This window comes from Monashia sp. HAY1-5C (assembly GCF_056755255.1).
Map to the genome: position 1 here is coordinate 19749 of NZ_JBPGXG010000037.1, position 12428 is coordinate 32176.

11 protein-coding genes and 1 tRNA gene are annotated in these 12428 nt (G+C 69.0%); 7 read left to right on the top strand and 5 right to left on the bottom strand.

The features are described 5' to 3' along the window. Positions 1 to 140: 140 nt before the first annotated feature. Positions 141 to 485, bottom strand: coding sequence for an ANTAR domain-containing protein (locus ACR9ZK_RS08030; RefSeq protein ID WP_481341369.1), 345 nt, complete (start codon positions 483 to 485; stop codon positions 141 to 143). Positions 486 to 989: 504 nt separating this feature from the next. Between ACR9ZK_RS08030 and ACR9ZK_RS08035 the strand changes: the two genes are divergently transcribed. The 6 genes from ACR9ZK_RS08035 (at position 990) to ACR9ZK_RS08060 (ending at position 6160) form a co-directional block, all read left to right on the top strand. Continuing rightward, a complete protein-coding gene (locus tag ACR9ZK_RS08035; RefSeq protein ID WP_481341370.1) occupies positions 990 to 1490 on the top strand; it encodes an AAA family ATPase in 501 nt (166 codons plus the stop codon). 143 nt (positions 1491 to 1633) lie between these two features. After that, positions 1634 to 2077 (top strand): GNAT family N-acetyltransferase, encoded by a 444-nt coding sequence (locus ACR9ZK_RS08040; protein ID WP_481341371.1) that lies wholly within the window; start codon positions 1634 to 1636, stop codon positions 2075 to 2077. Positions 2078 to 2222: 145 nt separating this feature from the next. Continuing rightward, positions 2223 to 2915: a class I SAM-dependent methyltransferase gene (locus ACR9ZK_RS08045; protein ID WP_481341372.1), complete on the top strand. Its 693-nt coding sequence runs from the start codon at positions 2223 to 2225 to the stop codon at positions 2913 to 2915. A 205-nt stretch (positions 2916 to 3120) separates the two neighbouring features. Next, positions 3121 to 3657 (top strand): AAA family ATPase, encoded by a 537-nt coding sequence (locus ACR9ZK_RS08050; protein WP_481341373.1) that lies wholly within the window; start codon positions 3121 to 3123, stop codon positions 3655 to 3657. Between the two features lie 743 nt (positions 3658 to 4400). After that, entirely contained in the window at positions 4401 to 5012 is a 612-nt protein-coding gene (locus ACR9ZK_RS08055; protein WP_481341374.1) for a nucleotidyltransferase domain-containing protein, read from the top strand. A gap of 344 nt (positions 5013 to 5356) precedes the next feature. Continuing rightward, the gene (locus ACR9ZK_RS08060) at positions 5357 to 6160 is read left to right on the top strand and encodes a TIGR02569 family protein (RefSeq protein ID WP_481341375.1); all 804 of its coding nucleotides are present in this window, start codon (positions 5357 to 5359) and stop codon (positions 6158 to 6160) included. A 257-nt stretch (positions 6161 to 6417) separates the two neighbouring features. Here the strand turns inward: ACR9ZK_RS08060 and ACR9ZK_RS08065 are convergent, their stop codons facing one another. Further along, positions 6418 to 7461 (bottom strand): phosphotransferase enzyme family protein, encoded by a 1044-nt coding sequence (locus ACR9ZK_RS08065; protein ID WP_481341376.1) that lies wholly within the window; start codon positions 7459 to 7461, stop codon positions 6418 to 6420. 199 nt (positions 7462 to 7660) lie between these two features. Here ACR9ZK_RS08065 and ACR9ZK_RS08070 point away from each other — a divergent pair, with 199 nt between their 5' ends. Further along, the gene (locus ACR9ZK_RS08070; RefSeq protein WP_481341377.1) at positions 7661 to 8410 is read left to right on the top strand and encodes an SDR family oxidoreductase; all 750 of its coding nucleotides are present in this window, start codon (positions 7661 to 7663) and stop codon (positions 8408 to 8410) included. Positions 8411 to 8688: 278 nt separating this feature from the next. Here the strand turns inward: ACR9ZK_RS08070 and ACR9ZK_RS08075 are convergent. The 3 genes from ACR9ZK_RS08075 to ACR9ZK_RS08085 form a co-directional block, all read right to left on the bottom strand. Beyond that, positions 8689 to 8765, bottom strand: a tRNA-Thr gene (locus ACR9ZK_RS08075). A gap of 110 nt (positions 8766 to 8875) precedes the next feature. After that, positions 8876 to 10537 (bottom strand): alpha/beta hydrolase, encoded by a 1662-nt coding sequence (locus tag ACR9ZK_RS08080; RefSeq protein WP_481341378.1) that lies wholly within the window; start codon positions 10535 to 10537, stop codon positions 8876 to 8878. A gap of 32 nt (positions 10538 to 10569) precedes the next feature. Beyond that, a complete protein-coding gene (locus tag ACR9ZK_RS08085) occupies positions 10570 to 12147 on the bottom strand; it encodes an alpha/beta hydrolase (protein WP_481341379.1) in 1578 nt (525 codons plus the stop codon). Positions 12148 to 12428: the final 281 nt, after the last annotated feature.

The window sequence follows — 12428 nt, forward strand, 5'->3', positions numbered from 1 at the left end:
TGGATGCTCAACACACCACCGCCGCGGACTCGACCGGTCGATAGAACCGCATCCCACGCTGGCAGGCGTCGAGGCCGGTGTCCTCGGAATCGGCCAACTCCACAGGTCGGCGGACACCGGTGTCGCTGCTCCCGACGGGTTCAGCCGTGCTCGGGGATCACCCCGGTGGCGACGACCTCCGCGGCGACCAGGTGGAGCTTGCGGTTCTCGTGCTGGCTGATCCGGCGCAGGATGGCGAAGGCGCAGTCGGGAGTGCACTTCTCGCGCTCGATGACGATGCCCATGGCCATGCCGATCGTCCGGCTGTTCCGGAGGGCCAGGCGCAGGTTCTCGGACTCCCGACGTTCCGCCGCGAGCTGGGCCGCGAGGCCGGCCGGATCTGGTCCGGCCTCTCCCCAGATGTGGCTCGGTACGACGGCGTTGTCGCCCACTGTGGTCCTTTGGAGCCGATAGGTCGTGGCGGCGTGTGGCTGCACCGCTTCCATCTCCTCGACTGTACGCGGCTGCACGCGCTTGCACACGGGTAAGAAGGGCGGTCCCACCGCATCGCTCGACCGAGCGCACGTCGGGTGGACAGAGAACAGGGCTCCGAGCGGTGCGCCCTCCTCGCGATCGCCCGGAGCCCAGGCGCTGCGACCCCTTACAGGCGCACCAACCATGTAACCCCGCCACGCGCGAGGGGACAAGCGCGGGCTGCGAGGGGTCCGCGGGTTGCGGGACCTCACCGGGTGGGGAACGCCGAAGGCCCCGCAGCGGTATCGCTGCCGGTGCGGGGCCCTCGTCCTGCTGAGCCGCTTGTCGGAATCGAACCGACGCCCTATTCGCGACGCTCCGCGCCCGCCGCAATCGAAGTCCACAGGCGTCCATCGACGACCGGTCCATACGCCTCGATGCATGGACATTTGGATGTGCGAACGGGGCCCTGGAAAGCTCAGGAGCCGGCGAAAAAGCGAGGCGCGCCAGGAATCGATGACCGATAACATCCCTCGATGCGGACGGTGATGCTTGGTGGAGCTCCTGGTGTCGGCAAGTCGAGCGTGGCCAGACACCTACTGACTCTCGCGGAGAGCGGGCCAAATCTTGTCCAGTGGGTCGACGTCGACGACCTCTGGCTTCACCAGCCGTGGCGTGTTGACGAGCGAATGAAGAAGATGGTGCAGGCGAACCTGCGTGCCGTCGCCAGCCACGCCGCTCAGGCGGACGTCGACATCCTGCTGATCACCTGGGTTTTCCAGTCCACAGAAATGCATCACCTCGTCGCCGCCCTACTCCCGTCCGGGGCGACGACGATATCCGTCCAACTGCGCGCACGTGACGACACGTGGCGCCAACGCTTCGCGACGGCTCGGCCGGAGCCGACCGAGTTCTACCGGGCTCGATACGGGGAAGCTCAATCAACCCCGGCCGATCATGTGATCGACACCGATGGCCTTGACCCCATCGAGGCAGCTCACCGGGTGGCCGCCCTCGTCCAACTCACTCAGAAATGACATGAATCGGAGCCGGCGCGCATTTGGGCCTCAAGCCGCAACCTGGTGAGGAGACACGGTCAGCCGCGCGTCCGGGCACGACCGGCGGCCCCGGTAGGCCTGTCATGCTGAGCCGTTGCTCTTCGGGCGCTAGTGTCGCGCGCGTGCTTCCCCCGGTTCGCAGGGCCACAGCGCAGGACGTCCCGGCCTGGCTAGTACTGGCTCGCGAGGTCGAGCCGCTTTTCGGCCCGATGCCCGGCATCGAGCAGGCGATCACACGAGGTATTCAGCGCGGAACTGCGCTCGTGACCGGACCGCCGGGCGCGATCACCGGCGGGATGCTGCTGAGCCGCGACGACGAACCGCACCGTATCCACTGGCTGGCCGTAGCCGAGGTCGCACGCGGCCGCGGGCTCGGCGCCGCACTCGTGCGTGCCGCGATCGAGCGGTGGCCGGAAGGCGACATCGACGTGGTCACCTTCACCGCCGCCACCCCGGGCGGAGAGGCCGCCCGACGCCTGTACCAACGGTGCGGCATGGAACCGGCCGGGCCCGCGGAGCCAGCCCCTGATGGTGCCCTCCGGGACCGCTACCTCCTGCACCGGTAGCCGCAGCCGCGGACGTTGCGACAGGCACATCGCGCCGGAGGGCTCGCGCAGGTCGGATGGTGCTCACGGCGTGACTGCCACCGCGAGCTCCAACGCCGGATCTTGCTGCAACCAAAGATGTTGACGGGGATCCTAGGATCGCTCGATGAGCACAGTTGATCATTCGTACCACGGTCGTGCCGGAGAGGTCTTCGCAGACCGAGCAGCCAAGCCCGGTCTGAACTCGCTCCACGATCGACCGGCTGTCCTCGAGCTGGTTGGTGACGTGGCGGGCCAGCGGGTCGCTGACCTCGGCTGCGGCGCCGGAGATTACATCGTCGAGCTGGTACGGCGGGGCGCGCACGTCATCGGTGTCGAGGGCAGTGGCTCGTTGGTCGAGCGCGCGAGGACGGCCGTCGGCTCCCGAGCCCGGATCGTGCAACACAACCTCGAAGAGCCGTTGTCGTTCCTGCCCGACCACAGCCAAGATGGGGTGCTGTCGGCGCTGGTGCTGCACCACCTCAGCAACCGTCGCGGGTTCCTCCGCGAGTGCCGGCGGATCCTGCGGCCGGGTGGCTGGCTCGTCGTCTCAACCACGCACCCGACGGCGGACTGGGGCCGGTTCGGCCGCTCGTACTTCGACCAGAGTTGGATCACCCGCTCCCTGGGCGACGATCATTCGTTCGAGTACCAGTTGATGCCGATGAGCGTTCTGGTGAACGAGCTCCTCGAGGAGGGCTTCATCCTGGACCGGATGGTCGAGCCCCAGCCCCTCCCAGCGCTTCGTGAGGTCGAGCCTGACCGCTACGACGCCCTGCGCTCCGCGCCGATCTTTCTGGCCCTCAAGTTGCACGTGTGACTCCCACCTCGTGCCCTCCTGGCAGAAGTCCGTCGAAGACCCAGCCGCGAAGCGCGCTCATCGGCGGACCGAGCTTTGCCCGTCCTCGGCACGAGCGTGCTCGGGTAAGGCAGTTGTTCACGTGGCCCTAGCATCTGGTTCCGTGGCATTCGAGACGAGCTGAGCGCGGCCCGCGATCTCTCGTACGGAACATTCAGGAGTATCTGTGCATCGGGCTCTGCTTCTCACCGGGATCGCCGGGGTCGGGAAATCCACGGTGGCCAACGCGGCGGGGCGTGTTCTCAGTGCTGCGGGCCACGTCACCGCCGTCGTCGACACAGACATGCTTGCCCAGTTCGGACCGGCCCCGGGAACCCATCCTGCGGGTGGTGGGTTCTATGACCAGCTCAAGTGCGCGAACCTGGCAGCGCTGTGGGCCAACTTCAAGGTCGCCGGCGCCCGGTTCGTTGTGGTCGCTGCGGTCATCGACAGCTTGCCCGTGCGCGAGCTGTATGCCGCGAGCCTCGCGGACTGCGAGGTCCGACTCGTTAGGTTGACCGCAGACGAGGACACGCTACGCACGCGCCTGCGTCAGCGAGACACGGGACACCAGCTGAAGCAGCACCTCGCCGGGTTGAATGAGCACAAGCGTCTGTCGACCACGACCGCTGCTGAGGATTTCACGGTGACCAATGACCGCGCCGCTGCCGACGTCGCTACAGAGATCCTGGTGCGAGTGGGTTGGGCAGACGAGGTCTACTAACGCTTCGCCGGTACCGCCGCCACGATCGGCTGCCTGTCTTTCCACCGTTCGCGGACAACGGGGCGTGCTGACCCGGATGCGAGCACATCGGCACGGTCTAGCGGTCGGCGGCATGAGGGCGCGTCGCGCACGGAACCGCACCACAGGCCGGTTCATCAGGGTGCTGGGCTGACGGCGTAGTCGATAAGCCGGTCGGGTGAATCACCTCGCGGGTGCACCAACAGACGTTCGCTGGCTCGTTCCTGACCGGGTAGTTCGTACGTCACCTCGACCTCCCACCACACGGCTGAGACGGTCATGTCCATCGTGACGCCGGTGACCGTGCTCGGCTTTCCTACGTGACGCTCGAGGAGCGAATCTCGTCCAGGACCCTCAGCGATGATTGCTTCGAGAGCAGAGCGCTCACCGGACTCCACGGCGGAGCCGTATGCGTCGACGGCGGAGTAGACCGTAGGTTGGCGGTCCGTCCAGACGTTCCATCCGAACAGGACTGCCGCGATCAGGACCGCTGACGCGAGGGCAACCCAGATCTTGAACAGCCGCCTCCGCGGCGACATTGCTGTCTGCTCAGCGGATTCGGCAGGAGTCGTAGGCACAGGCGAGTGTGGCACGGCGTCTCCCACCGGACGGGCAGGCGCGGCGGCATGAGCGTGGAGACCCAACGACACTCACGACACGGGGCGTCGTCGGACCGAACGTGCTCCGCGCGTCATGAGCGCGCGATCGTCGTCTACTGTCACCGAGTGCTCGATCACGACGAGATTGTGCGGCTCTACGGACCTTGGCGGGAACGGACGCCCCGCGACGTTGCCGAGGTCCTCGACGGATATGACGGTCGCTGGTGGATTGCGGGCGGTTGGGCCATCGAGTCGTTTACCCGCGTGCCACGTCCTCACGGCGACGTGGACGCGAGCATCCCGCGAGCCGACGTCCCGGCCTTGCGGGAGCACCTCAGGGGGCGGCTCGACGTCTGGCAGGCAGACGATGGAGCGCTGCGGCCGATGGTCGAGGAGACTGACGGGCTGACGGAAACCTGCGAGAACCTATGGCTGCGGCCGAGTGGAGCAGAGCCGTGGGAGTTCGAGGTCATCCTCATGCACGCCACCAACGACACCTGGACCTACAAGCGCGACGCTCGCATCAGCCGCCCACTCGACGACATCCTGTGGGAGCGAGACGGCATCACATATCTGCGCCCCGAGGTTCAACTGCTGCACAAGGCCCCGGGGCTCAGGGCTAAGGACCAAGCAGACTTCGATGCTTGCCTGAGCCGTCTCGAACCAGAAGCCCGAGCGTGGCTACGAACCGCTCTCAGCGTGGCCCACCCGAACCACCCCTGGCTCTCGCTGTTGTAGAGGTACCTCTTCGGCAAGGCGACCGCGACATCCGCGGCAGAAGCGGACGTTCTAGAGCTGGTCTGGCACCTCAGGAAGCGCCGTGTGATCCAGTTTGAATTTCTCGGGTCAAGGGTCCGCCGAGTTGTGACACGGACCGTCCCCCGAGTGAAGGAGTTGGGGCTGAGGTCGATTCAAGGAGGTGGAAGAACGCGCCAGGGCAGTGGTCTCAGTTCGAAGCGATCTGGCGTCGCCAGCGGGGACCGAAGCCGTTGGCAGGCTCGATGCGCCACCCAGTCGAAGAGCAGCGCCGGGCCTCGCAGAAGTGCTTCGACACCGCCGCCAGCAGTGCCTACCGTGCAACCATGCCGTCCGAGCCGCCCCCGTTGACCGTCCTGCGCGCCTTCGGTGTCGAAGATTCGCCGCTGCCCTTGTCCGGGGGTCAGGGCACCTCGTGGGTGGCCGGGGACCTCGTGTTCAAGCCCGGTGGCGGGCCAGTGCACGCGTGGCTCGGCGAAGCCCTGGGCGACGTGATGCCAGACAGGGTGCGCATAGCGCCGCCGGTGCGCACGCTCCACGGGTCCTGGGCCTGTGCGGGGTGGTCGGCCACTCGGTGGGTCGACGGCCGCCACCCCGACCTGTCGGCGACATCAACGTGGGTCCGGATCCTCGAAGCCGGCCGGGAGTTCCACCGCGCGGTCGCCCATCTGCCTCGCCCCGCCTGTGTTGATGCACGCCAGGACTGGTGGGCGATCGCCGACCGGGCCGTCTGGGGCGAACAAGCATTCCGGTTCCGACCGGAGCTCGCGGCAACTGCCCGCCGGGTCACTGCGGCGTTGGAGCCGCTGGGCTCCCCGCAGGTCGTTCACGGGGACCTGACCGGCAATGTCCTGTTCCATCCCACGCTGGCACCGGCCGTCATCGACATCTCGCCGTACTGGCGCCCGCTCGCGTACGCCGAGGGCGTTGTCGTTGCCGACGCCCTCTGCTGGCACGGCGCGAACGCCGGCCTGCTGGTCCAGGCGGGCGTGTCGGTTCCAGCGGTGGCGCGCGCCCTGCTGTTCCGGATGGCCACGACGAACGAGCGTGTCGGCTCCGGTCCACCCACTGCCGACCTGCTGCTCGAGGCAGAGCGGTATGCGTTTGCGGCTGCGGCGATCGGCCTGTAGTCCGGCAGTCGTTGCGTCGTCCCAGCCCGGTGCGCGCTCAGCGGCATGTGGCGGATGTCTTGTCGGGCATCATCAGCAACATGAGCATGCGGTCGGTGGTCGAGACGGTCGAGGTGGCCGTGGGCGCCGCTCTGGTCGGCACTACATCGGAAAGCGATCCCGCAGTTCGGGTCCGGGAGGTTGACGATGCACTTGAGCTTGTCCGTCAAGACATCGCGTCCGCTGAACTCGCGGTCGTCGACATGGCACCCGCTGGTCTACCTGAGGCTCGCACGGTCCTCCGAGAGGCAGGGCGGAGTTGCGGAGTCGGGAGCGCTCCCGCGCAGCTTGGCTAGTTGGCGGAGTGCTGATGCGCGCCAGCCTGTCGGGTCGTCGCCGGGTGGCACTTGGGCGAACGTGTGCCAGAGCAGGAGGACGTCCCACCAGCTCACCTCAACGGGCGTCAGATGCCGGATGGACTGGTAGCCGGATAGGAACGTGGCGTGGACCTCAGCAGATACAGGTCCCCAGCCCCGGAAGCGTGTCCCGAGCATGACTGCCGAGCGAGCGATCTCGTTGATGCAGTGGTCGACCCGTGCGGACTCGAAGTCGATGACCGCCGTGACCTTGGGCCCGGCGCACAGCACGTTCGATGAACGGAAGTCGCCGTGGACGAGTTGCGTGGGCAGCGCGTCATCTGGCGCGTCGGCGACGAGCCGCATCAAGGAGTCCCGGGCCGCCTTCGGGACACGCTGGCCAGCGGTGTCCATCCACTCGGTGACACGAGCCGCCAATGGTTGCGGTCGCGGCTCGCGCGGGGCCACCCGATCGGCGTCCGGATACCCATGGAGCGCTTGGTGAAGCTGGGCGAGTGTTGCGCCAGCGGCTCGCACCTGATCATCGTCGTCAACGTCAAGGAGATCGCCCGGGATGACACGCTGGAGGCACATCGAAACCTGGTCAACCTCCACCTGAAGTTGCCCGGCTAGCGACGGAATCGGCGCTGACACCGGCAACCCTTTCCCGTCAAGCCACTGCGTGAGTCGGGCGGTCTGCGATAGGCGGGTGAACCGCTCTGGGGCGACCGACCACTTGGCAAGTAGCCGACCGGCGGGGGTGGTGATCCAAGCCAACGCGTTGCGGTCGCTCATCACGATGCGTTCGCAGGACTCGATCCGAACACCCCACTGCTCCTCCAAGGTCGCGGCGACCCAGCTGTCGGCCGATGCGGGGTCTGTGAAGCCGAACCGCTCCACGAGGACGCCGTGGGGATCATGTGCCTCCCACAGCATCTCCAACCTGGGCGCTTGCGAATGGACCATGCGTGCATCCCAGCACGCAAGGCGACCTACCGCTGGCCCGACAGGCCGTGTGCGCCTCGGCCTCCCGGCCAGCAGCATTAGAGCGCACTGACGCATCGGAAAACTCGGTTGCAGGGATGGGCTGCGGAGGCTGAGGTTGTCCGTGGCAGCACCGGCGAGAGATTGGGGGCCTGCTGTGTCGGAAGGACGAGGGACCGTTTTGCTGACCGGCGTCGGGCGCCGGCGGTCGATCGGTGCCGGAATCGCGCTGGCCCTGGCCGAGGATGGATGGGATCTGGCGATCAGCTACTGGGCGCCCTACGACGAGCACGTCGGCCTCGAACGCCGGGAGGGCGACCCCGAAGCGGTCGCCGACGAGTGCCGGGCATTGGGGCGGCGCGTCGACCTCTACCCCGGGGACCTGGCAGCAATCGAGGAACCGGGCCGGCTGGTCCAGGCAGCGGCAGCACGCGGTGACCTCGCGGGCTTGGTGATGTCCCACTGTGAGAGCGTCAACAGCTCCATCCTGGACACCAGCGTCGAGAGCTGGGAACGACACTTCGCCGTGAACGCCCGCGCTGCGTGGTTGCTCATCAAGGCCTTCGCGGAGCGGCTCCCCGTCCGGCAGACCACCGAGGCGACCGGGCGGATCGTCGCGCTCACCAGCGACCACACGGCCCACAACCTCCCGTACGGCGCCAGCAAGGGCGCCCTCGACCGCCTGGTGATCGCCGCTGCGGTCGAGTTAGGCCCCCGCGGGATCCGAGCCAACGTAATCAACCCCGGGCCCATCGACACCGGCTGGATGACACCACAGATCCGTGACCGTGGAACGAAGCAGACCCCGGCCGGCCGGCTCGGCACACCGCAGGACACCGGTGACCTGGTCCGCTTTCTCCTGTCCGATGCCGGGTCCTGGATCACGGGTCAGATCTTGTACAGCAACGGCGGCTTCAAGACCGGCTGCTGACGATCGAAACGCACGTCCGCACATCGGCGGATCCGGACGCTCACGAATGCTGGCGGCCTCCCCCAGTCCGCCAGCCCGGGTCAGACTTCACGTCGTCTCGGAGACCTGGCCCGGCTGGTGGTGCGCGGCGGCGGGAGTGCGCCAAGCGACATAGTTGGTCTCCCGGAGGCAATCCGCCACCGAGGGGACCCCGCGCCGGGCTGGCAGCACCCTGCTCAATGAGGCGTTTCAAGCCTCTGACCTGCAGAAACGCCCCCGGCAGAAGCCGGGGGCGTTGCTGGAGCCGCTTGTCGGAATCGAACCGACGACCTATTCATTACGAGTGAATCGCTCTGGCCGACTGAGCTAAAGCGGCAGGTCGCGTCGCGCCACACGAGGTGGCCCGGCACGGTGCTTGAGTATACGCATCGCCCGGGTCCGGGAGAAATCGGCCGCCGACCCGGCACCTCTCTCGCGCGGGCGTCGTCACGACGCGGTGCAGTAGTAGTCGTCCTCGGGCGCCTTGGCCTCGGTGAGGTACTCGTCCACGACGCGCGCGGCGCACTCGTTGCCCGAGTCGTAGGCGCCGTGGCCCTCGGCCTCGACGCGGACGAAGCGCGACCGCACGATCTCACCGGCGAGCGCCTCGGTGTCCTCGATGGGGGTCGTGCGGTCGACGTCGTTGCCGATGACGAGCACCGGCGTCGCCACCTCGGCCCCGACGAGGATCGTCTCCCGCTTCTGGCCGGTCCAGCCCGCGCACCGGGCCGGGGTGGCCGGCTCGACCCGCGCCCACAGCGGGTGGTTCGCCAGGACGCTGCGGCTCGGCAGCACCGAGTCCCACGGCGTCACGGGCCAGTCGGCGCACCAGACGAGCAGGTGTGAGCGGCTGATGGACGCGGAGGGGTACGAGCCGTCCTCGTCACGCTCGACCTCGTCCATGGCGAGCCACGCGAGGTCGGTGCCGTCGTGGTCGTTGAGGGCGCTGTCGAGCGCGTCGACGAGCTCGGGCCAGGAGTCCTTGTCGCGCAGCCCGAACTCGAGTGCCGTCACCGCCCAGCCCTCCGTCAGGTGCGGCAGCGAGTCGATGTCGGTGGGCAGCGGCGCGCGGTCGAGCCGGTCGAGGAACCGGACCAGGCGGGCGGAGACGGCTTCCCGGTCGGCGCCCAGGGGGCACGCGATGCTCGAGCCGCAGTCCGTGACGAAGTCGTCGACCAGCTGGTCGAAGTCGTGCGCCCAGGACCGGGCGGCGTCGTCGACCTGATCCTGCGTCGGGGCCTCCTCGGCCAGCGCGTCGGGCAGCACCGCCGAGTCGAGGACCATGTAGCCGACACGGCTCGTGAAGAAGTCGGCGTACATCGCGCCGATCATCGTGCCGTAGCTGACGCGGTAGTAGTTGAGCCGCTCGTCGCCGACCGCCGACCGCAGCACGTCGAGGTCGCGCGCGACCGCCTCGGTGCCCATGTTCGCGGCGAGGGCGCCACCGCGGGCGAGGCATCGCGCGTTCCGCTCGGCCGGCGCACGCCGCCACGCCCGGCGCTCGGCCTTCGTGTCGGGCGTCGGGTCGGAGCCGTACATGGCGTCGAGGTCGGCGTCGGACAGGCAGTCCACGGCATCGGACTCCCCCATCCCCCGCGGGTCGAACCCGACGACGTCATAGCGCTCGCGCACGGCGCCACCGAAGACGTCCGGCGCGGCGCGGACGAAGTCGATGCCCGAGCCTCCCGGCCCGCCCGGGTTGATGAACAGCGAGCCGATGCGCCGGGCGGGGTCACCCGCGGGCAGGCGGCGCAGGGCGATCGTCGTCGTCGCCCCGGCGGGCTTGCGGTAGTCGACCGGGACGCGCACGGTGCCGCAGTCGAACTGCTCGTCGTCCGGGCACGGCCGCCAGGACACCGCCTTGCCGTAGAACGCCGCCAGCTCGGCGGGGTCGGGGTCGACCGGGCCGGAGAAGGAGATGGGGGTGCTCGTCGGATGCGTCCCGACGCCGAGGGACACGTCCGAGCCGGCGGCCGGCCCCGGACCGTCGGCACCGGCGGGGCGGCTCGTCGACGATGCTGACGTTGCCGGGTGCGCCTGGCTCGGGGCCTTCGGGGCTGGCTTCGGCGGCTGGGGGCCGGTGGCCGACCAGAACATCGCCCCCAGCACCGCGGCCGCGGTGAGGGGGGCGACGAGTCGGCTCAGCAGGTCGTGCCGTCCCTGGGCACCGTCCCCTGCACGAGATAGCCGTCCACGGCCCGGTCCACGCACGAGTTGCCAGCGTAGTAGGTGCCGTGTCCGTCGTGGTCGGAAGTGAGAAGAACGCCCGAGTCGAGGTCCTTGGCGAGCTGCTTCGTGCCGCCGATCGGGGTGGCGGGGTCGCGCTCGTTGCCGATGACGAGGATGGGCGCGGCGCCGACCGCGAGCGTCGTCCCCTTCGGCGTTCGGCCCGGTGTGGGCCAGGCGGCGCAGCTGTCGTAGATCGCGCCGGTCATCTTCGCCCAGAGCGGATGGGCCTTCTTCAGCCGGGTCTGCTCGGCGAGCGACGCGGGCGTGTCCTTGGAGCGGGGCCAGTCGGCGCAACGCACCGGCAGCATCGCCTGCAGGTAGCTGCTCGTCGCGTACCTGCCCGTGGCGCTGCGCTCGACGACCGACATGCCCTTGGCGAGCAGGATGTCGCCACGCCCCGAGAACGCCTGCGCCAGACCCCGGTTCAGCGTCGGCCACGACGAGTCGCTGTAGAGGCACATGAAGATGGAGAAGCCGACCCAACCCTCGCCGATGCGGGTCAGGCCCGGCTTGCTCGTGGCCAGGCCGCGCCGCTCCACCGCGTCGAGCAGGTCGGCGAGCCGGCCGCGGGCCGCCGCCCTGTCCGAGCCGAGGGCACAGTCGGGACGGGCGACGCACCAGTCGATGAAGGCGTCGATCGAGGCCTCGAAGCCCTGGATGTCGTAGGTCATCTCCTCGGCGTCGGTCTGGTTGGGCGACACCGCCGAGTCCAGCACCATGCGTCCGACCTTGTCCGGGAACGTGTCGGCGTAGATGGCACCGAGGAACGTCCCGTAGGACCCGCCGAAGAAGTTGAGCTTCGCGTCGCCGAAGACCACGCGCATGACGTCCATGTCACGGGCCACCTCGTTGCTGCTCATGTGCAGCGCGTGCTCGCCACCACGGGCCACGCAGCTGCGCGCCACCGAGTCGGCCGTGGTCCGTATGGCCTTCTGCTCCGCCGGGGTGTCGGGCGTGGGGTCGGTGCTGAAGAGCCGGTCCATGTCGGCGTCGGTTAGGCACGACACGGCGTCGGACTGGCCGATGCCGCGCGGGTCGAACCCGACGATGTCGTAGACGGCCCGGACCTTCGGGGAGAAGACGAACGACGCGTACTGGGCGTACTCGACGCCGGAGCCCCCGGGGCCGCCCGGGTTGATGAGCAGGGACCCGACGCGTCGGCTCGGGTCGGTCGCCGGGGCCTTGCGCAGCGCGAGCGTGAAGCGGTCACCCTGCGGCTTGGCGTAGTCGACCGGCACCTCGATCGTCCCGCACAGCTGACGCGGGTTGTCGCTGCAGCCCTTCCACGCGACCTGCTGGGTGTAGAACGCGGCGAGCCGGGCGGGGTAGCTGCCCGGAGCCGGTCGGGTCGCGCCGGGCGGCGCTCCCGACGTCGGCGAGGGCGACCCCGCAGCGACGGGCGGGGTGACCTGCTGCGCGCTCGGTGCCACGGGGTTGGCGACGCGCCAGGCGACGAGGCCGACGACGGCGACGAGGGCGGCCACAGCCACCGCTGCCACCGCGACGCGGGCTCGCGAGCGGCCCGCGGCAGGCGGCCCCACGAGTGGGGGCGCGCCCGCCTCACCGGGGCCACCGGGTGCGTCTGCGGGTGGCGGTGCGTCCGAGGGTGGCGGTGCCGCATAGGCCGCCGGCAGCGCCGCAAAGGGCCGCGACGGAGCCTCCGGCAGGTCCTCGGGGACCGGGGCACCGGCCGCGTCGGGCCCTGTCTCTTATACACATCTCCGAGCCCACGAGACGGAGCTACATCTGGGGTGTCGTTTTTTTCTTTGAG

Bases quoted from the DNA above. Each gene is read 5' to 3' on its own strand.
- ACR9ZK_RS08030 (WP_481341369.1), bottom strand. From the start codon at position 485: ATGGAAGCGGTGCAGCCACACGCCGCCACGACCTATCGGCTCCAAAGG.
- ACR9ZK_RS08035 (WP_481341370.1), top strand. From the start codon at position 990: ATGCGGACGGTGATGCTTGGTGGAGCTCCTGGTGTCGGCAAGTCGAGC.
- ACR9ZK_RS08045 (WP_481341372.1), top strand. From the start codon at position 2,223: ATGAGCACAGTTGATCATTCGTACCACGGTCGTGCCGGAGAGGTCTTC.
- ACR9ZK_RS08060 (WP_481341375.1), top strand. From the start codon at position 5,357: ATGCCGTCCGAGCCGCCCCCGTTGACCGTCCTGCGCGCCTTCGGTGTC.
- ACR9ZK_RS08065 (WP_481341376.1), bottom strand. From the start codon at position 7,461: ATGGTCCATTCGCAAGCGCCCAGGTTGGAGATGCTGTGGGAGGCACAT.